The following is a 20,213-nucleotide window of genomic DNA, read 5'->3' as shown; positions in this document are numbered from 1 at the left end:
GCTAATGGATAGTAACAACTTTAATTTCGAGAAGGTGATGGTGGTAGATGATGCGGAGATAGACCGTTTTCTTGCAAAAAAGGTGCTCACTAAACATGCCTTTGCCAGGGAGGTACTGCCGCTCGACTCGGCAACGGACGCGCTCAGTTACCTGGAAGAGAACCAGGAGAACAAGGATGCACTGCCTGACCTGATATTTCTGGACATCAATATGCCAAAGATGAATGGTTTTGATTTCCTGGAGGAATATAAAAAACTGCCGGAAGCGGTAAAAAAGAAGTGTATCATCGTGATGCTTTCATCATCCCTGCTTCCGGAAGACAGGGAGCTGGCAATGAACAATCCTTATGTGTGCCAGTTCCTCAACAAACCGTTGACAGGAGACAAGCTGAAGGACGTTGGTAACCCCTGACAGGCATCCCCGGAACAACATATTTCTACCCGGTACAACTGCGTCATATGAATGTTATACTAGAAGAGCTGTTACATAAACATTTTGCCGGCGGCGATGTTCCTCTCAATCCTGATCTGGTGCATGAGCTGGACATCTTACTGAACGGAGCATCAGCAGCGCAGCCAGAGACAAGCAAGCATAGTCAGGAAACAGGAGCGCTGGAAGAACTCTATCATATTTTATGGGAGACCCTGAATTTACTTGGCGCCGAAACATCTCCGGTGATCAGCGATGGCGAAACTATGCCATCCATCTTACATGCGGCCGACATGTTACATACTGAGTGTAAGAATATTGTTCAGAATGAGCAGCATACACTCAGGGAAACGGTACACCTGAAAACAATACAGAGTGTGGCCAAGGCGGGCAGCTGGGATATACCGGTATCGCGCGATCTTTCGACTGTACAAAATTACTGGTCTGATGAATTGTTCCATCTGCTGGGAATAGATCCATCTGCGACGAAAATAACGTATGAACATTATCTCAGCCTGGTACATCCTGACGACAGGGGATTTATGCTGGAAGAGGTGAACAGGGCCTATATGGAGACCGGACGATATGATACAGAGTATCGCATCCTGCCCGGTGGAGACCCGAATAATCCACGGATAGTGCGGGAGATAGCTGAGGTGATCAAAGATGAACTTACCGGGGAACCGGTAAGCCTGATGGGCGTCACGATGGATATTACCGAGATCAAGCTGGCGGAGCGGGCTATTGTCGATGCCAACACAGAATTGCGTACTTTATTCAACACCATGAATGAGGTGTTCTTTTCTGTCAATGTGGAACAGGACAAGCTGCTGCAGATATCGCCGGCATGTACGCGCTTATACGGTTATGCTCCTGAAGCTTTTATGAAAGATCCCTTCCTCTGGTTCAGTTTAATTGTCGATGAAGACAAAAAAAGTGTACATGAAAGTAACCTGCGTCTTAGCCAGGGAGCGAACAGCCAGGTAGAGTACAGGGTCCGTCATAAGAATGGCCAGATCAAATGGCTGCTAACCCGCATGCGGCCAACATTGAATGTAGCAGGTAAGCTTATCCGTATTGACGGTATCAGTTCTGATATCACGGAAAGAAAAGAAGCTGAACTGGCGCTGGCGAACAGTGAATTGAAATTGCGTACCCTGCTCGAGAACTCCAACGATGCCATCGTTATCATCAACGAACGCCTTGACTATACTTTTGCCACAGAATCTATCGGGCGTATCATAGGATACTCCACAGCGGAATTTATAGGCACTTCCATGCTCGATTACATCCACGAGGAAGACCAGGGCTTTATTGCCCATTCGCTGTTATCGCTCAACACAAAACCGGAAGAGCCGCTCCCCTTTGAAGTGCGCTTCCGCGCGAAAGACGGGCATTGGGTATGGCTGGAAGGCGTGGCTACCAATCATATAAGAGAGGAGGTAATAAGGGGATATATCGTCAATTTCAGGGACGTAACCGAGGAGATCAGGTATCGCAGGGAACTGGAAGATGCCAACGATAAGCTGAAAAGAACGAATACTGAACTTGACAGGTTTGTTTACAGCGTATCCCACGACCTCAGGGCGCCGCTGGCTTCTATACTTGGACTCATAGAATATACCGCTTCAGAGACGAACGAGGAGGACATAAAGCAGAACTTGTCCATGATGGAAGAAAGTATCAAAAAGCTGGATGTTTTTATCCTTGATATTCTCGACTACTCCAGGAATGCAAGGCTGGAAGTAAAAAGAACGCCCATTGATTTTTCCGGCCTGCTGATTGATATCAGGAACAGCCTGAAATTTATCAGTACCGGCAACTCCAACGTGGAGATCAGGATCAATATAGACGAAGACGGTACTTTCTGTTCTGACAGAAGCCGGATATCCATTATCCTCAATAATCTTATATCTAATGCTGTGCGTTACTACGATCCCGCTAAAACGTCTCCCTATGTGGAAGTGACAGTTGTAGCGAGGGCCGATGTCGCATTGATAGGTGTTAAAGATAACGGCATCGGTATTCACAAAGACTATCACCCGTATATTTTCAATATGTTTTACAGGGTATCAGAAAAATCCAAAGGCTCCGGCTTAGGTCTTTACCTGGTGAAAGAGACGGTAGAAAAACTGAACGGGGACATACAGTTCACGTCCACGCCGGGAGTGGGAACAGAGTTCAAGATATACCTCCCCAATCCCTGATAGCTGCCGTCAATTCCCTGTAGGGACCATCCAACATATCACTGACAGACAAATCAATTTTTTGCCTTAAATTGAACGTATGAGAACATACATTCAGGCTATTATCACAGGGGCTACATTAGCCCTCGCGTCCTGTGGTGCGCCATCCGGTCAACCAAAGGACAATGGAACAGATTCTACAGCAGCGGCTCCCGACAGTTCAAGTGCTCCGGTGGAGACAAAAGCGCCCAACACGAGCTACAAACCGGCATTCCCGGGACAAACACGTATTGCAGGTGTGAAGACAAAAACACCCTATGAGGCTACTGTATTGACTGATAAACTGGAAAGTCCCTGGGGTGTTACCAATCTCCCTGACGGAAGGCTGCTCATTACAGAGAAGAGGGGTGTGATGCGTATCGCCACCACCACCGGTCAAGTGAGTGAACCTATTACAGGGCTTCCGAAAGTGAATCCTGATGGACAGGGTGGTTTGCTGGGCTTACGTGTAGATCCTGACTTCAGCAGTAACAGGATCGTGTACTGGCTTTTCTCCGAACCACTTCGTGAAGGTAATGTAACTGCTGTAGCGAAAGGGAAACTATCCGCAGATGAGAAAAAAATAGAAGGCGCAACGGTTATTTACCGCGCTACGCCTGCATATAAAGGAACATTGCATTATGGCGGAAGGATCATCTTCGATAAGGAAGGTAATCTCGTCATCAGCACAGGTGAACGTTCTGACCTCGAAACCAGGCCTCAGGCGCAACAACTGAATTCTGGCCTCGGCAAGGTAATACGCATTACAAAAGACGGTAAACCAGCTGCCGGCAATCCGTTTGAAGGACAGGCTGATAAACGTCCTGAAATTTACAGCTATGGTCACCGCAATGTACAGGGTCTGGCATTCCATCCTGAAACTGGTGACCTCTGGGAAACTGAGTTCGGACCAAGAGGTGGTGATGAGTTGAACCGCATCCAACCTGGTAAGAACTATGGATGGCCGACCATCACTTACGGCATCGAGTATAAAGGCGTTAAAGTAGGTGACGGCATCCAGCAGAAAGAAGGGCTTGAACAGCCTGTTTATTACTGGGATCCTGTATTATCTCCGAGTGGTATCACATTCTACTCCGGTAAGGGTATTCCTGAATGGAAGAACAATCTGTTCATCGGTGGTTTGAGCAGTATTCATATAGCGCGCCTGGTGATTGAGAATAACAAAGTAGTGGGTGAGGAAAGGCTGCTGGAAAAAGAAGAGCAGCGGTTCAGGGATATCACTGAAGGGAATGATGGTGCTTTGTATGCTGTTACTGATAACGGCAGGTTGTATAGTATTCATAAGAAGTAGTACGCCATTCTTTTTTATAAGACAGGGTGTGTCGGTTAGTTCTGACACACCCTGTTTTGTTATGCGAATGGTCTCTTATTATTCACGCTAAGTAGCTCCGGTTCCAGTATGGGATGTCGGTCGGCGCCTCTCTGGCAGTGGAGAGCTATTAAACTTTGTCAATCGGTGGGGATATCTTTATTATTCACGCTAAGTAGCTCCGGTTCCAGTATGGGATGTCGGTCGGCGCCTCTCTGGCAGCGGAGTACTATTTGGCTTTGTCAATCGGGTGGGCGATGGGAATCGATTTAACTGCATCAGTCGTACCCCAGAGAGCCGAAGGCCCGACATTCCCATCTGAAACCGGGTGCTACTTTCGCTCTCCCTATGATAATATACAGGGTACTACTTATCAGGACAATGATGCGTACACTGGCCTCAATCTATAAGCGCAGGTCCATAAGTAAAGCGGTTTCAGGTGGGAATCACTGGCCTATGTTGTTTGAAGCGGTCCGTACGATTGACAGGGGTTTAATACCTATCCAAAAGCCTACACGATTCCAAATGCCTAATAGCACGCAGCTTCAAAGAACGCAGCCAGTGATCCCAGCCTGAAGACCGCGGTATCACCCCCAGCCAAAGTCTGCGGCGCTCTCAAATACAAGCGAAAGTCAAAAAGCAAAGCGGTTTCAGGTGGGAATCACTGGCCTATGTTGTTTGAAGCAGCTCACACGATTGACAGGGGTTTAATAACCATGCCCAAGCTTACACGATTCCAAATGCTTAATAGCACGCAGCTTCAAAGAACACAGCCAGTGATCCCAGCCTGAAGACCGCGGTATCACCTCCAGCCAAAGTCTGCGGCGCTCTCAAATACAAGCGAAAGTCACTAAGCAAAGCGGTTTCAGGTGGGAATCCTGGCCTATGTTGTTTGAAGCGGTCCGTACGATTGACAGGGGTTTAATACCTATCCAAAAGCCTACACGATTCCAAATGCTCAATAGCACGCAGCTTCAAAGAACACAGCCAGTGATCCCAGCCTGAAAACCGCGGTATCACCTCCAGCCAAAGTCTGCGGCGCTCTCAAATACAAGCGAAAGTTAAGTATAACGGTTTCAAATGGAGAATCACTGGCGCCTTAGAACGCAGCCAGTGATTCCAACCTGAAAACCGCAACTCATCAAAGCTTCAGGAACTTAAACGCCTTCTGCCTATCGAAGCGAAGGAAGTAAGTACCTGCCGGCAGGAAGCCAAGATCACGGGTGATCTGTTTTTCACCTGCTCTTATGCCCCATTGCCTGATCACGTTACCCTGTATATCCAGCAGCGTGAGAGTTTTATAAGCCTTACCCTGCAAATCTATTGTCAGCTGACCAGGAGTAGGATTCGGATAGACGCGCAGCCTTTCATCCTGGAGAATAACAGGAGCCGCGTACGCGATACGCGCTGCAGAACTGTCCCGTACTATGTTCAGCCAGTTAAAGTTCCAGCCGGAAGCATTGGAATAAATACGGATGGTCTGATTACCGGGAGTGAGCGTGATTGGCGCGGAAGTAACAGTACTCCAGTTCTGCCAGCCACCGCTGACAGGCAGGTTGACTGTTTGGAGGGTGCTGTCGTTGATCTGTATCTTCAGACTGCATGCAGTGCTGACCGCTACTCTGAATTGTATTTTGTAGTCAACGGTGTCTGCCGGTACTGCAATGTCATATTCAAACCATGTGCCCGCGCCAATGAAGCTGATATTCTGGCCGCCGCCGGTGTCGGAGGTAGGCTCGGTACAGCAGGAGTTGGAGTTGTCAAAGCGCTCTGCTTCTATTTTTACAGGGATGGGTTTGTAGTTCGGTATACGAAGATTAGCATAGGTGCTGGTCGATTTGGTAACACCATTGACCGTTGCCGCCACTGTAACGATACCCGAAGTATCCAGTGTGGCTAAGCCTCCGGAAGTAATGGTGTTGCCATTGCCAGTGATGCTCCAGGTAGGAGTGATGGTCATTGGCTGCCCGTTCTGATCGTAGGCTTTTGCGACGTACAGTTGTTGTTTACCGGCAATGAATCTTATGTCGGCAGGACTGAGCATGATGGTATCCAGTATAGGGGTGCCAAGCCCTTTCTGGTAGACGCGTACATAATCTACTGTCATGCTGTCCGGAAAGTCGGTGGCTGTGATGGCGCCACCCATGCCGCCGCCAACGGCGACGTTGAGTATGATGTGAAACTTCTGATCGAAGGGCCAGTCTTTCCAGTCAGTATGCGGATTGACATACGTATAACACTTGACGTCGTCGTAGGTAAAGCGTATTGAGTCGGGCGTCCATTCCATGGCATAGACATGGAATACGGTATCTGCATCCATGATCTTTTTCGTAGCAGAAAGGTGACCGCCGTTAGTCCAGTTGTTGTTCTGCGTATGTACTGTTGAGAGGACAGTACCGAAATTATTTCCTACGTGCTCCATGATGTCCAGCTCACCGCTTCTAGGCCATGCACCATAGGCGCTGCTGGTCGGCATGAGCCATATGGCAGGCCAGGAGCCACGGGCACGTGGGAGTTTAGCCCTTACTTCCACTTTACCATATTTGAAGTCCAATTTGTTTTGTGTGATCAGGCGTGCAGAAGACCAGGGTGCTGTACTGTCGCCGGTAGGATAGTCTCTTTTTGCGGTGATGGTAAGTTCTCCGTTTCTGACCTTCGCATTGTCGCGTGTGGTATCGGTATACACCTGTTGTTCTCCGTTGATCCATCCTTTAGGCTTTGGGTCCACTGTCCATTTAGTGCGATCGGGTTTACCGGGCACATTGAATTCATCGCCATAGATCATGGTCCAGTTGGGATTACCGTCAAATATGACATTGCCTTTCGCGGGATAGGTGGCAGCATTGGCGGTAGTGAGTTCCTGTCCTGAGACGGTCAGCTTTAAGGTTTTGGTGGAATAGTTGTCGGGCGAATTACCACTCAGTGTAATAGCAGCGGTGGAGTCGCTGAGGCGTTGTACACTACCAATGGATACACCGGCCGGCAGATTGGAAGAGGTCCAGTTGCTGAGCGTCAGTGCAGGTTTGAAAGTGGTGCCGTTCAGTTTTGCGTTGATCACTTTACCATCTTCCTGGCCCATGGGTATGTTGGGGCCCGAGATCGTGATATTCGTCGGGTTGGGTGCCTGTACAAGGTCGAAATACAGAATGCCATTCGCTTTTTTACCATCGATGAAATGTACTTCCACGCGGTTCAGGTCTGTTCTGTTCTTCACGCTCTGGAAGTTGAAGGTGGCTTCTTCCCAGTGATTGATCTGACTCACTTTGTACGTGAAATACACTGCTTTTCCGTAGTTACTGCCGGGTTGCAGTTTGAACATGATCTCGTCTTTGGTGTTGGCGTATACCAGCATTTTAAACACGCTGTTGGTGCTGAGATCAAAGGAATCGGTGAGCGATACACCGGCGGTCATGTACTCAAAGCAGCTGGTGTCTTTGATGAATTTTGCCACCAGGGGACTGGGATTGAGGGTGGAGGGCGCTGGATTAGGTACGCCGAACTGCACCTTTCCGGTGGTAGTGTTGCCGGCGTAGTAGGTCCATCGTCCGGAGCATGGACCATTACCCTCCATGTCGTCGAGTAACATAAATTGTGCGCTGAGCTTATGGCATAGCAGTAGCCCCAGCAACACGAGAAGTGTTGAGATGTTTTTCATAACGGAAATTTTAAGTGTGGGTTATATATCTATAAATTCGGATTAATGATGGCGTCTGCACCTGGTACAGGCATCCAGTATTGTTGCTGGGTGATTGTTCCCGCAGGCGCCAGGTCGCCAGGGTCTTTATCAGCATTAGCGGCTGCAACCTGTTCCAGTCTTACGAGGTCAAACCAGCGGTTCCATTCGCCGGCAAATTCCCAGGCGCGTTCCTGTACTACAGCAGCTGCAAAATCAGATCCGGTCAAACCTTCGGGCAATGGAGAAAGGCCGGCCCTCTGCCGTACGGCGTTCACCGCGGCATAGGCTTGTGCATCAGGACTACCGGTAGCGCGGGCCTGTGCTTCAGCATAGATCAACAGTAAATGGGCATAACGGATCATGATCACAGGGTTGTTGGACATGTATACATTTTTAGCGCCTGATTGTATCGTGAACTTTTTGTAATAAGGATGTTTGGTGGTGGTTTCCTGCCAGGGAATTGTATCGCCGCTTACAACGAACTCAGTGGAGAAGGTGGCGTCTTTCCTGCTGCCGGCAGGGAACTCCCGGAAGAATTTCAGCTCGGGGAAGAAGTCACTCCAGCCGCCTTCGTTTTCAGGCATGGTGGACAAGCCATAGAAGGAGTTGTAAGTAGACCATTGTCCGCGGGTGAATAAAGTGAAAACATCTTCCGTAGTACCGCCTGCAAAGATCTTCAGATAACCATCCTGGAACAGGTCAAAATTGTACACCGCTTTGTTATCTATCACTTCCTTCGCTTTTGCAGCTGCCAGTGCATATTTTGACTGGTCCTTCAGGGGCCAGCCTGCTTCTGTCAGGTATACATCCGCCAGCAATGCCTTTACGGCGCCTTTATTGGGCCTTCCCGGGTCGCGTTTTTTTTCAGGCACCATTTCCTCTGCACGGGCCAGATCTTCCTCTATCAGCTTATAAATAACAGCAGGCGTGCTTTTAGTCAGGTGCAACAGATCGGGCGAATATTGTTCTGTGGGAATAACAGGTACTTCTCCCCAGAGTCTTGTCAGCCAGTAATAACACAAAGCCCGCAGGAAACTGGCTTCACCGACAATGGCATTTACGGTAGCGGTGGTGCCATCCTGTACCTGCTGATAGTTGTTGATGATATTGGTGGTGGATTGGATGGTCTTGTAACATCCCAGCCAGATAGGATTCATCCTGCTGTTGAGCGAGGATACATTGAAGCGGTCAAATTCCCTGAATTCTTCCTTGTTGGAGCCAGGATGCGTGGTCAGGTCATCTGCACCCATCGTCATCGCGATCTGTGACACGGTAGTGAAGCCACTGTTCCAGGGTACCATCAGGCTGCCATAAGCACCTGTAAGCGCCGATTCCAGCCCCGCTACGCTGCTTAAAGCAGCAGATCCACCTACGAGTCCCCTGGGATCTTCTGTCAGCTGTTTGCCGCATCCCGCTGTTAACAGCAGGCAAAGGATAATGTATATATTTTTCATGTGGATGATTCTTTTCATAAACAAATCTTTAAAGGCTTAGTGTCATACCTTCGGTGATAGTCTTTAAAAGCTCAGTGTAACACCTCCGGTGATCGTCTTTGCGTTAGGATAGGAGCCGAAATCAATACCCTGCCGGATATCGCCGGCAGAGGAATTGGCTTCGGGATCTATACCGCTGTAACTGGTAATGGTGAAAAGATTGGTGGCGCTCAGGAACAGCTTTACCGCCACCATGTTCTTTAGTTGCTGTTTTTTGATGTCATAAGAGAGGCTGACGTTCTTCAGTCGCACGAAGTCTGCTTTTTCCAGGAAGCGGGTGCTTTGCGTAAAGTTCCTGTTGGTGCTGCTGAAGCCGGGAATGTCTGAGGTCTCGTTTACACCAGGTATGTAGCGGTTTTTAATATCGACAGAGGTAGCTTCCCTTGCATCGCCACCGTAGTACATGGCGGCCGCTTTGTTGTAATTCAGCTTATCGAATCCGAAGAGGCCCTGCCAGAACAGGTTTAAGGTGAATGATCTGTAAGTGATGGTATTGTTCCATCCGGCGGATATGCGTGGAATACCTGTACCGATCACACCATAATCGTTGGCATCTATCACATTGTTGTTATCCTTGTCCAGGTATCTGGCATCGCCGGGCACCGCGCCAAATTCCTGCGCTTTACTATCGCCGGGTTTCCAGGTGCCCAGGTAGGTCAAACCCCAGATAGCGCCCAGCGGTTGTCCTGGCATGATGACAAATTCCGACTGAGGAGACATACCGCCCCCGATCTTCCTGTCGGTCGGGTCGAAGATCAGTTTTTTGCCTGCACCGAGCGTCTGTATCCTGTTTTTGATGAAGGATGCATTCAGGCTGGTATTCCAGGTGAGGGGACCTTTGGTGATGACTGCTCCTTCTATTGAAAATTCGAAGCCTTTATTCTGTACAGCGCCCACATTCCTGGTAATGGTATTGCCGCCAAGATACATAGGCAGGCTTTCGTTCAACAGCAGGTCGCGGGTATCTTTTACAAAATAATCAGCAGTAATATTGACCCTGTCGTTCAGGATGCCGGCATCTATACCGATGTTCTTTTGTTCAGTAGTTTCCCATTTCAGATCAGGGTTGCCGATATTACCTAATACAATTCCGTTGAGGAAAGTGGAATTGGTAAACGATGCGATCATCCTGGAATAAGAAGAAAAGGTGCTATAGGCGTTAACGCTCTGACTACCGGTAGAACCCCAGCTGCCACGCAATTTCAGGTTACTGATGAAACGTGCCTGCTGCATAAAGGGCTCATTGGTGATCACCCATCCGACAGATACAGAAGGAAAATAACTGTACTTATTATTGCCCAGGAATTTAGATGCGCCATCCCTTCTCAGCGCTGCCGAGATGAGGTATTTATCTTTATAGCCATAATTCACACGACCTACCAGTGAGAACAATGCAGACTTTGCATATCCCGAAGCAGGACTGCCCGGTGTACCTAAAGCGAGATTATTCCACATGAACGATTCATATGTCAGGTTGGACGCGCCGGCAGAAAGGTAGTTGTAGGTGGATTGCTGGTATTCTGATACTGCAGTGATATCGAGGTTGTGTGTATTGTTGAATACGCGGTGGTAATTCAGCGTATTGGTACTCTGTAATCTTATTTCCTTGTTGGAGCGAAGACTGCTGGTGGCGCTGCCGGAATTGGTGGCTTTGCCTGCGAAGCTCTTGTTCTCATATTCGAGATAGTTGACGCCGTATTGTGTATTGAAGGTCAGTCCACGCAGGATGTCAAATTTGAAACCGCCTATCGCATTCGCCAGCATTCTGTCTGTTACTGCCAGCCTGTCTACCGTGAGCGCAAGCGGGTTGAAGAAAACAGAACCAACGGGATCTGTAATGGTGAAGCTACCATCGGCTTTCCTCACCGGTACTGTAGGCGACCAGGTGATAGCCTGTGCCAGCGGACTGCTTGGACCATCGGCAGGAATATCTACATTCTGCGCTTCGCTGTAGGAGCCTGTAATATTGAGAAAGGCAGTGACTTTGGAGGATAGTGTTGAGCTGATGTTGGAACGCAAGGTATAGCGTTTGTAATATGAATTGTTGATCACACCATCCTGGTTGAGATAGTTACCCGATATGAAATAGCTGGTCTTATCGCTTCCGCCTGCAAGACTCAGCAGGTACTCCTGTGCGGGTGCGCTTCTGAATATTTCATCCTGCCAGTCGGTGCCTCCTTTGGCCCGGAAATCACTGATCTGCTGAGCGGTGAATGGCTGTGCAGTACCTACTGCCTGCGCATGTGCATTGGCGGTTTCTGCAAAGTCGGCCGCGTTCAGGAGGTCCATTTTTTTGATGACAGTAGCGGTAGATAAACGGGAAGTGAAATTGACTTTCAATCCGCCTTTATTTCCCTTTTTAGTGGTGATGATGATGACACCGTTAGCACCTCTGCTACCAAATATAGCCGTTGCAGAGGCGTCTTTCAATACCTGTACAGATTCAATATCATCTGGATTGATGGCGAAGAATTCTGCACCTACAAAACCGTCTACTACATACAGCGGACCGTTGTCGCCGTTGATGGAGTTGGCTCCCCTGATACGTATCCTCACTGCACCTCCCGGAGAGCCGGCAGCGTTGGTTACCTGTACGCCTGCTGCTCTTCCCTGCAATACCTGGTCTAATCTGTTCACCGGCTGGTCCTGGAATGCGGCGGCTGATACTGTCGTGATAGAATGCGTGAGTGTGGCTCTTCTTTGTTCGCCGTAACCTACTACTACGAGCTCATTGATACTTGAAGCGGATGTAGTAAGCTTAACGGGCAATTGCGTTCTCCCCTGTACGGGTATTTCCATTTTGTTGTAACCCAGTGAGGAGATGACCAGTATGGCGTTATCGTCTGGTATACTGATGCTGAACTCTCCCCGTTCATTGGTGATCACTCCCTTGCCGGTGCCTTTCACCTGGACGGTAGCGCCCGGCAGTTGTTCTCCTTTGTCATTCGTGACAGTACCTTTTACTTCCTTGTCGGGAGCGGGAGGCGCGGGCGCGGACTGTACTGCTTTTCTCTTCACAATGATCGTCTTGTCGGAGATCGTATAGGAGAGTGGCTGATTTTTAAACGATGCGTCCAGCGCCTGTTGCAGCGGCATATTTTTCACGTTAATCGTCACTTCGCGTCCCCGGAACAACTGCTCATCTGTATACAGAAAAGTATATCCTGTTTGTTTTCGTATTTCGTCGAAAACCTTATTCAAGGGGGTATTGCGTAGCGAGAGGCTGACCGTTTGTGCATAGGCCCATGCCGGTATGTGCAACAATATCATGATGACGCAAAGCAGCTTTAGTTTCATAGCCGGTGATAGTTTTACTGGTAATCGTGGAATTGTTCGCCTCCGGGCAAAACAATACATATTGCTTTCGGAGAAAGGCATCAATTGCATACTTTTGTATGGTTTGGGTAAGTAAAGAATAATTGCTGTAAATAATTGTGCTTAAAAACCCAGACAAACCGGAGGTGATCCAGACGCTTCCGGTTCCTTGTTTTCAGACAATGGTAAAAGGATATCAGGTGTTCATGCTATTTATAGGCTGTTTATAAGGTGGAATTTTATGGTGAAACAATAATCTGTTTATCTGCTACTGTAAAGTGTACTTCTCCTGTCATTTCGAGCATTTTTAACACCTGCGATAAGGGTACATTCCTGGGAATGATACCTCTGAAGTGGGCATTCACAGGTGCATTGTATGTTACGCGGACATCATACCAGCGGGCAATGAGCCGCATAACGGCATGGATGTCTTCTCCTTCAAGTTGTATAAGGCCATTTTTCCACGCAATGACTGCTTCCGTATTTACATGCTCCTGCACAGACAAAGCGCCGCTCCGCCTGTCGATACTTGCGCCCTGGCCGGGGTGCAGCCGTTTATCGTTCACTTTCACAGCGCCGGTGAGCAGGGTGGTTTTAACGCTGGTTTCATCTTCATAGGCCATCACATTGAACTGCGTACCGAGCACTTGCACGTCGGTATTGGCTGCTTTTACAATGAAAGGCTGCTTTGCATTGGCGGCGATCTCAAAATAGGCTTCCCCGTTGAGTTCCACCGTTCTGGCATTGCCGGTAAAAGCAACAGGGTAGCGCAGGCTGCTGGCGGCGTTCAGCCATACCTTACTGCCATCTGGTAGTTGCAGCTGGAACTGGCCTCCTGCTGGCGTGCGCAGGGTATTGTAGGGAGGGATTTCGCGGGATAGGACAGACCCTGACTGATAGGACAGCCGGCCGTTGCCGGGTTTGCTGATGATAGTATTGCCTTGTCTTGCCAATGTATGTTGTGTGCCACTATCCAAAGGAATTTCAGTACCATCGGCCAGTGTAAGGGTGGCTCTGTCAGCACCGGGTGGAATATCTGAGTGGCGTTGCTGTTGCTCTACATTGGCAATATGCCTGACAATCTTATGTTGTAAGAGGTACCAGACACCGCCGGTCGCTAATAATAAAGCCACGCAGGCAGCCACGCCCCAACGCCATCTGCCATTGCCGCGGATGGGCACTAACGGCGCAGGTGCGGGCTTGTCGGCCGCCAAAATGCTGCTGGCTATATCGTCCCAGTGATCATGATCATATGGTATATTACCCGTTCCAATATCCTGCCTTAATAATGCCTCTATTTGCCGGGAAATGACACCATCTCCATCAGCTTCCAGCAGATCGGAAAGCTCCTGCAGCTCATCTGCCGTAGCAGCATGCTGTAACACCTGTGTAACCAGGTATGTTAAACGGTCGGTCATGTACTGAATATCAGTTTTTTAACGTGGTTCTTTCTCATGAACGTGGTCGTATGTTCCCCCCGGAACAACTGGCCTTCGTATCAACAGACGCGTAAGTGGTGAAAAAGGACCTATCGATTGTAAAAAAAAGTTTACCGGTCAAAGTTCCAGCAACCACAGCAAGAGAAAAGGGAGGAGGTGCCCTGCCTGTTCGAGGTGTTTTCTGATGGTTTGCAGGGACCTTACAAGGGAATTTTTCACCGTATTGGGGGATAGTGACAGCGCTGCCGCGATCTCGGGAATTTTCATGCCTTTTTCGCGGCTCAGGAGGTAGATTCGTTTTGCCTGCGGTGGTAACTGCGTCACTGCTTCCCCTATCAGCTTCACCATGGTCGTGTAGGCGAGATTGGTTTCCGGGGTGAATAGTTCCTGTTCTTCTTCCAGTTTGTTCATTGCCTTGTCATGCACTGCCTGCCGCCGGAGGTAGCTGAACGACTGATGGAAAACGATCTTCAGTAACCAGGAGCGGGGATTTTCTATCGTGGGCAGTTTATCCCGGCTGATCCATAACCGGAGGAATGTTTCCTGGATAATGTCGTCTGCGACAGCATCTGTTTTGGTGATATGCCGGGCCAGCGGCTGCAGCTCGGGAACGTATTGATGGAATAGCTGGCGGAAGGCATTTTCGTCGCCTTCCGAGATTAACTGGAATAATTCTTTATCGTTGTATGAATGGGCGTGCATGCTAAGTAGTTCCCCTGGATCGGGAAAATACAAAAGTTTTGGATTTAATTGAGGAGAAGAAGATACCGGCATGTGATGGTCCTTACAAATAGCGTCCCCTATAGCATCATCTTTTTCATACTGATGGTTGTTATAGATTCACAGCGATTAAACCCGTTTGTTATTCCATCGACCGGTGAAGCCTATAGTATGTAATTCGGTACCAACGGTGTACTATTTCTTCTTACAAATGGCAGGATGAAAGGTGAGTTGACATTGTCCTGTCCAGGAGGAACAGAAAGAAAAATGCCTTTGGGAAAGTCTTTTTCCCAAAGGCATTCAGGAGTGAATTTTATCATTTATAGACCCTCAATTCAAATAAGGCGGGTCAGGTCACTTTAATCCCGAAGTTGCACTATTTGATCTTATCCATTTCCTCAATGAGGTTAAGGAAGTATTTCAGTGCATTTTCCTCTCCTTTCGGCACATCGACGGTCAGATCTCCGGAGATATAGCCATCTTTTAATCCTGCGGAAGTGAGGTACACATTTCCGGCGCCGGCCAGCAGTTTACTGATCTTTTCATTTGTTTCGTCGAGTTCCTTAGCAGGTATTTTGGCGCCGAGACTCTTTGGACTAAAGAACAGGGCGATGTTGTTCTTTGTCAGCAGCTCTTTGTGCTGTTTGTCAAGGTTGCCTTTGAAAGAGCCGTCGTGGATCTGGGTAAGGTCCTGCAGGGAGGTGCCAAGGAATACGATACCGTCTTTGATGAGCACATGCATAGTAAACGGATTCTTTCTCATCTGGGCGATGGAATAGATGCCGTTATTGAGCTGAATCTTCTCCTTTTTGATACCATAGTTCAGCAGCTTTTCCACCAGGCGGGTATCATCGGAAGAGAACATAAACAGGAAATCGGGTAGCGTTTCTGTTTTGGTCATGACAGTATCCTTGTATTCAAACGTTTCCTCATTGTAGTTATAGGTCTGGTAGGTAACCTGTTTCCGGCTGAGGTTCGTCAGCAGGAACAAAGCATCCCCTTTTACTACCTGGGCGATCGCTTTTTCATCCAGCATGACAGACACCAAATCGGCCGCGAACGCCATTTCCTCTGAATACCTGTTACTACCATAAGACTGCAGGAGCAGTTTCGGCATTTCGTTCATGTAAGCTTCTGTATTGAAAGAATAGCTCATGAATCCGATCAGGCTGTCGCTCTTGATATATTTCAGGAAGTTCTTGTTGATCTTACGATCGCATATCTGTTGATAAATGGCTGATTTCTCTGCATCCAGTCCCAGTTCGCTGGTGAGGTGAATATTCTCTTTTCCCATATACAGCCGGGCGTTGACGTTACCGTAACCACGCATGATGTTGCCATATTTCAACAGCTTGTAAGGGAGGAATGAAGAATAAATGTCTTGCAGATCAGCCATCCAGAATGTAGCAACGGCGTTATTGTCCGCGCTGCGCAGATAACCAGGATTATTCAGAATGGAAGGATCTGTATTGCGTTTTTCGAATATCTGCTGTGTGGAGGCGGTGAGCCAGATGGTAGCAACGCTGTCCATCATTCTCCTCCTCTCCCGGTATGGTTGCATATCTTCAGCACCTGCTTCTTCTGCGGATGTTTCTTCTGAAGATACTTCTGGTATAGCAGGCACGCTTTCAACGGGGGCAGGGGCAGGCACTTCTATTACACCACTATCCGGGTAGGTCATTGTATCTGCTGCAACCGGAACATCTTCCACAGCAACAGTATCTATTGCCGGTGCGGTAACTGCGTCAGCGTGTTCATCGTCCCTTTCGTCGTAATAGTAGTAGTCATCGCCTGACAACACAGGTATACCATACCTGGCGGCGTTGGCAGAATCAGCAAGGAAGTAATTGGCTGCAGAGCCATACGTCAGGTACAGGAACTGCTCATTCCATGCAATCACTGTTTTGTCTTTGGGACGAGGCAGGATATTCACACCATTTACTTTCTGGATGCTGTCAGCCTGCTTGGCGAACAGTACGTCTATCTTTTTGCTGTCTGCAAGGGGTATAAGTACACCGTGATATTTGATACTGTCTGTGAACTGGTAATAATAGTAGACGTTGGCTGACAGGTTCATGCCGAGGTCCTCTATGCTTTTATAATCTTTATCGGTGGTTTTCGATAATTGGGTCAGCAGCTTCTTTCCCAGCGTACTGTTATTGAATTCGGCGGTGGGGTAGAGTTTAAACAGCTGATCGCTTTTTACAGAAAATACACTGAATGCTTTTTCAGGGATCTTATAGGCAAGATCCTGTGCTGTGGCGGTATAACTGGCACAGGTTACCAGGGTTACCAATTGTAATAATCGTTTCATGTTCTATCGTGATAATTGGATTTGATTAGATATATTGGCTTTGCCACTCACCAGGTCTGATACCGGAAGTCGTTGCATAATAGCCTGCTGATTTTTAGACATCTTTGCCCCCTGATTACTAAAGCTGCTGATGGTGTTTTCGAAACGTAAGATGCTGATATAGGAGGCTGTCCGGAAAACCTCTTTGTCCCGTTCCTTGAGGCTGTTAAACTGTTCTTTGACATCAGGAGAGTAAGTATACTCCTTCGAAAACCGGGCCTCTTCCCGGTCGTACCGGTAAGAAACGGGAATTTTGGTCTTTACGTCCGCTTCAGCCAGGAGTTCTTTTACAAGATTGTTCACATCTGCTACATTTTTAAAAGAAAAGTTGATGCTGGCAATGAAATTCGTGAAGTCGACAGTATGGTTTACGTTAGAGATGCCCCTGATGGTCTTTAGCCTTGCAGCCGCCTGCTCTAACTGGTCCTCTATTTCATTGCGGCTGGGAACCTTATAACCGTTAATGCTGTCCATCAGCATAATTGCCCCGATCTTTGTTTTGCTTTGACTTAAATTCAGGGTCAACTTCATACTGCCACTACCGTCTTTTTTCACTGTTACATCTTCAACGATCTCGAAACATGATGACAATAAAACGGAGATAATAAACAAGGGGATAATAAAACGCACGTTCTTAAACATATGGCAAAGTTAACTAATGCCGGGAGAATTAATATACTGGTATTTGGGTATTTTTTACGTTTTTTGCAGTCCCGGGGTTTCACCCACGCTACAAACACATGGCTTCTCAAGGAACTTACTGCGTTTTATTGATTATATTTGAATATCGCGTTAATAATCGGAAGGTTCCGGCCTAATTTGTCCCTGATATATGAAAGTACCTGCTTTATTTTTTTTTCTTTTCGTCGCACAATCTTTGTTTGCGCAGCAACCTATATCACCTTTTGGCCCCGAGGAGGGCAGTACTTCAGGCGTTTATACGGTGCCTTGTGTGAAGAAAACCCATTTTTCATTTGCTTCAAGAATAAAGCATTATCCTTTTAACCTGTCTGCGCAGGTGCAGTTTATTTCCTTCGACGGGCTGGTGAAGCTATCCGGTGATGGGGAGTTCAGCTTCTTTAGTCTTGATCCGGTGTTAACCGACGACACCACCACCTTTTCTACAGGAATAAAGGAAATCAGGACGCTGACACTTAAACAGATTGATAGCCTGACGGATATATTATACAACTACGGTTTTGCAGGAAAGCCTAAGGTGTCGCGTGTAACGCAATGTTACTCGCCAAGGAATGCAATATTATTCCGGGATACCAATGGCAAGGTAATCGCATTCATTGAGCTATGTTTCGAATGCCAGAATTCAAGAGAAAGCAGTAACAAGATATCATTAGGTGAGCTATGCGAACAGAAGTTCGACTTGCTGAAAGCACTGTTCAGGCAGGTGGGGATTGAGTATGGAACAGTTAGAGCCCCCAGAGCAGAGACTGAGCCCGAAACAGATAACAGTTAACCATCAAAATAAAAGCCATGAGTAGTATAAGACCCCGTTTAAGCGTATTAAAAATGCGGCTATTCGTTGCGTTCCTTTTTATCGCACAATCGCTCTCTGCGCAAAAAAAACTCCTGCCTCTCCCTCCCAGGAAGGTCTATATAGAGGGTTGCGCGAAGAAAACCCATTTTTCATTTGCATCAAGAATAAAGCATTATCCTTTTAACCTGTCTGCTCAGGTCCAGCTTATATCCTTCGATGGGTTAGTGAAGATTACCGACGATGGTGAATTTACCTTCCGCCTGAACCCGGAGCAGATCGGCGATGGTGGCCTGTTATCGGATGACAATGATACGATTAAGCCTATCCCTATCCCTGTGGGAATGAGGGAGATCAGGACAATGACGCTTGCCCAGATAGATACTTTAACGGATATTTTATACAATTACGGATATGCGGGAGATATCCAGGTCATAAGTAAAACAGGTTGTTACATACCCCGGAATGCAATATTATTTCGTGACAACAATGGCAAAGTAATAGCGTTCATTGAAATATGTTTTGAATGCCGGAATACAAGGTTAAGCAGCGAAAATATTTCTTTAGGCGAGCACTGCCAATGGAAGCTGGATATGCTGAAAGCGCTATTCAAAAAAGTAGGAATTAAATACGGCATTGAGTCGACTCCCTGATGATCAGCTTCGTTGGTAATTGCACCGTAGGGGCCTTCTTGATAGTATAATCATTTTTAACTTTCGCTTTTAATTCCTGCAGCAACATCTCGGCCGCAGTACGGCCGATGTCGGCGGTGGGTTGTGCTACTGTTGTAAGGCCGGGATATACCAGCTGTGCAGAGAAGTCATTACTGAAACCCACAATGGCAATATCTTCAGGAATCCTTAGTCCTTTTGCTTTTACCACTTCCATAGCCGCAATGGCGGTAGGATCGTTGATGGCAAACAGCGCATCCGGTGGTGTTTCCAGGTCGAGGAAGTGTTTCATATAGATCTTGACCTTTTCTGTGGTCAGGTCGTACGACAGCACAAGATCAGGATTATAAGGGATGTCATGTTTCTTCAATGCATCAAGATAACCTTGTCTGCGCAGGCGTGTGTTCACCAGCGATTCTGGTCCTGCGAGATGTGCAATACGCTTACGCCCGATGGCAATGAGGTGTTCTACTGCCTGGAAGGCCGCTTCATAGTCGTTGACCACCACATTCGGAACATTCATATCGTCCGGTACACGGTTGAAGAAAACCAGTGGTACACCCCTCCGCTGCGCTAATGTAAAGTGATCAAAATTTCGGGTTTCCTTGGTATGGGACACGATGATGCCATCCACACGATAAGATAGCAAGAGCTTCATATTGGACACTTCTGACTCATACGATTCATTCTGCTGACAGATCACCACATTGTAACCTGCTGCCTGCATTACATCCTGTACGCCCACAATTACAGACGGGAAATATGTAGACATAAACTCCGGCACCATGATGCCGATGGTATTAGTCGTGTGTTTGCTGAAGCCAAGGGCCAGTGAGTTACGCTGGTATTCCATAGAGTTGGCCAGTTCAAGCACCGCCTTGCGGGTATGCTCCTTTACGTTCGGATGACCCGTAAGCGCACGGGAAACGGTGGATTTGGAGATGTTCAACTGGCGTGCAATGTCTATTATGGTCGTGTACTTCGACTTCATACGTGGACGATTTTAATGAATGGGGACATAAAAATAAGACTTTGGGAACTATCCCAAAAAAATGGAACCGTTCCCATAGAA

At 47.8% G+C, this 20,213-nt stretch carries 13 protein-coding genes; 5 read left to right on the top strand and 8 right to left on the bottom strand.

The window, feature by feature from the left end; translation table 11 throughout:
* Nucleotides 1-4 precede the first annotated feature (4 nt).
* The 3 genes from L3C95_RS19210 to L3C95_RS19200 all read left to right on the top strand — a co-directional run bounded on the left by L3C95_RS19210 (nt 5) and on the right by L3C95_RS19200 (nt 3,967).
* The gene (locus tag L3C95_RS19210; RefSeq protein ID WP_236390099.1) at nt 5-412 is read left to right on the top strand and encodes a response regulator; all 408 of its coding nucleotides are present in this window, start codon (nt 5-7) and stop codon (nt 410-412) included.
* 47 nt (nt 413-459) lie between these two features.
* Complete coding sequence (locus tag L3C95_RS19205) at nt 460-2,637, top strand: PAS domain-containing sensor histidine kinase (RefSeq protein ID WP_236390097.1); 2,178 nt, start codon at nt 460-462, stop codon at nt 2,635-2,637.
* A gap of 79 nt (nt 2,638-2,716) precedes the next feature.
* Nucleotides 2,717-3,967, top strand: a complete 1,251-nt coding sequence (locus L3C95_RS19200; protein ID WP_236390094.1) for a PQQ-dependent sugar dehydrogenase — start codon at nt 2,717-2,719, stop codon at nt 3,965-3,967.
* Between the two features lie 1,159 nt (nt 3,968-5,126).
* Here L3C95_RS19200 and L3C95_RS19195 read toward each other — a convergent pair.
* The 7 genes from L3C95_RS19195 to L3C95_RS19165 all read right to left on the bottom strand — a co-directional run bounded on the left by L3C95_RS19195 (nt 5,127) and on the right by L3C95_RS19165 (nt 17,623).
* Nucleotides 5,127-7,640 carry a family 16 glycosylhydrolase gene (locus tag L3C95_RS19195; RefSeq protein ID WP_236390092.1) on the bottom strand — a complete coding sequence of 838 codons (2,514 nt, stop codon included), beginning with the start codon at nt 7,638-7,640 and terminating at the stop codon, nt 5,127-5,129.
* 29 nt (nt 7,641-7,669) lie between these two features.
* Entirely contained in the window at nt 7,670-9,133 is a 1,464-nt protein-coding gene (locus L3C95_RS19190) for a RagB/SusD family nutrient uptake outer membrane protein (protein ID WP_236390091.1), read from the bottom strand.
* Between the two features lie 45 nt (nt 9,134-9,178).
* Nucleotides 9,179-12,451, bottom strand: a complete 3,273-nt coding sequence (locus L3C95_RS19185; RefSeq protein WP_236390090.1) for a TonB-dependent receptor — start codon at nt 12,449-12,451, stop codon at nt 9,179-9,181.
* Between the two features lie 257 nt (nt 12,452-12,708).
* Nucleotides 12,709-13,887: a FecR family protein gene (locus tag L3C95_RS19180; protein WP_236390089.1), complete on the bottom strand. Its 1,179-nt coding sequence runs from the start codon at nt 13,885-13,887 to the stop codon at nt 12,709-12,711.
* Between the two features lie 138 nt (nt 13,888-14,025).
* The gene (locus L3C95_RS19175; protein WP_236390088.1) at nt 14,026-14,610 is read right to left on the bottom strand and encodes an RNA polymerase sigma factor; all 585 of its coding nucleotides are present in this window, start codon (nt 14,608-14,610) and stop codon (nt 14,026-14,028) included.
* 394 nt (nt 14,611-15,004) lie between these two features.
* Nucleotides 15,005-16,942 carry a hypothetical protein gene (locus L3C95_RS19170; RefSeq protein ID WP_236390087.1) on the bottom strand — a complete coding sequence of 646 codons (1,938 nt, stop codon included), beginning with the start codon at nt 16,940-16,942 and terminating at the stop codon, nt 15,005-15,007.
* A 3-nt stretch (nt 16,943-16,945) separates the two neighbouring features.
* Nucleotides 16,946-17,623, bottom strand: a complete 678-nt coding sequence (locus L3C95_RS19165) for a hypothetical protein (RefSeq protein WP_236390086.1) — start codon at nt 17,621-17,623, stop codon at nt 16,946-16,948.
* Between the two features lie 190 nt (nt 17,624-17,813).
* Here L3C95_RS19165 and L3C95_RS19160 point away from each other — a divergent pair, with 190 nt between their 5' ends.
* On the top strand, nt 17,814-18,452 hold the full coding sequence (locus L3C95_RS19160; protein WP_236390084.1) for a hypothetical protein: 639 nt from the start codon (nt 17,814-17,816) through the stop codon (nt 18,450-18,452).
* 17 nt (nt 18,453-18,469) lie between these two features.
* Nucleotides 18,470-19,123 (top strand): hypothetical protein, encoded by a 654-nt coding sequence (locus L3C95_RS19155; protein WP_236390082.1) that lies wholly within the window; start codon nt 18,470-18,472, stop codon nt 19,121-19,123.
* Here the strand turns inward: L3C95_RS19155 and L3C95_RS19150 are convergent.
* Nucleotides 19,095-20,132 carry a LacI family DNA-binding transcriptional regulator gene (locus tag L3C95_RS19150; protein ID WP_236390080.1) on the bottom strand — a complete coding sequence of 346 codons (1,038 nt, stop codon included), beginning with the start codon at nt 20,130-20,132 and terminating at the stop codon, nt 19,095-19,097. The two genes, L3C95_RS19155 and L3C95_RS19150, sit on opposite strands and share 29 nt — an antisense overlap.
* Nucleotides 20,133-20,213 lie beyond the last annotated feature (81 nt).

It is taken from the genome of Chitinophaga filiformis, from assembly GCF_021646545.1.
GTDB classification, from domain to species: domain Bacteria; phylum Bacteroidota; class Bacteroidia; order Chitinophagales; family Chitinophagaceae; genus Chitinophaga; species Chitinophaga filiformis_A.
The sequence above is the reverse complement of the archived record's forward strand: the minus strand, read 5'-3'. Positions and strand labels throughout refer to the sequence as shown.

What these genes read in the sequence shown, in the direction of transcription:
- L3C95_RS19150 (WP_236390080.1), bottom strand. Translation starts at nt 20,132, where the DNA reads ATGAAGTCGAAGTACACGACCATAATAGACATTGCACGCCAGTTGAAC.
- L3C95_RS19165 (WP_236390086.1), bottom strand. Translation starts at nt 17,623, where the DNA reads ATGTTTAAGAACGTGCGTTTTATTATCCCCTTGTTTATTATCTCCGTT.
- L3C95_RS19195 (WP_236390092.1), bottom strand. Translation starts at nt 7,640, where the DNA reads ATGAAAAACATCTCAACACTTCTCGTGTTGCTGGGGCTACTGCTATGC.
- L3C95_RS19175 (WP_236390088.1), bottom strand. Translation starts at nt 14,610, where the DNA reads ATGCACGCCCATTCATACAACGATAAAGAATTATTCCAGTTAATCTCG.
- L3C95_RS19185 (WP_236390090.1), bottom strand. Translation starts at nt 12,451, where the DNA reads ATGAAACTAAAGCTGCTTTGCGTCATCATGATATTGTTGCACATACCG.
- L3C95_RS19210 (WP_236390099.1), top strand. Translation starts at nt 5, where the DNA reads ATGGATAGTAACAACTTTAATTTCGAGAAGGTGATGGTGGTAGATGAT.
- L3C95_RS19155 (WP_236390082.1), top strand. Translation starts at nt 18,470, where the DNA reads ATGAGTAGTATAAGACCCCGTTTAAGCGTATTAAAAATGCGGCTATTC.
- L3C95_RS19200 (WP_236390094.1), top strand. Translation starts at nt 2,717, where the DNA reads ATGAGAACATACATTCAGGCTATTATCACAGGGGCTACATTAGCCCTC.
- L3C95_RS19190 (WP_236390091.1), bottom strand. Translation starts at nt 9,133, where the DNA reads ATGAAAAGAATCATCCACATGAAAAATATATACATTATCCTTTGCCTG.
- L3C95_RS19160 (WP_236390084.1), top strand. Translation starts at nt 17,814, where the DNA reads ATGAAAGTACCTGCTTTATTTTTTTTTCTTTTCGTCGCACAATCTTTG.
- L3C95_RS19205 (WP_236390097.1), top strand. Translation starts at nt 460, where the DNA reads ATGAATGTTATACTAGAAGAGCTGTTACATAAACATTTTGCCGGCGGC.
- L3C95_RS19180 (WP_236390089.1), bottom strand. Translation starts at nt 13,887, where the DNA reads ATGACCGACCGTTTAACATACCTGGTTACACAGGTGTTACAGCATGCT.
- L3C95_RS19170 (WP_236390087.1), bottom strand. Translation starts at nt 16,942, where the DNA reads ATGAAACGATTATTACAATTGGTAACCCTGGTAACCTGTGCCAGTTAT.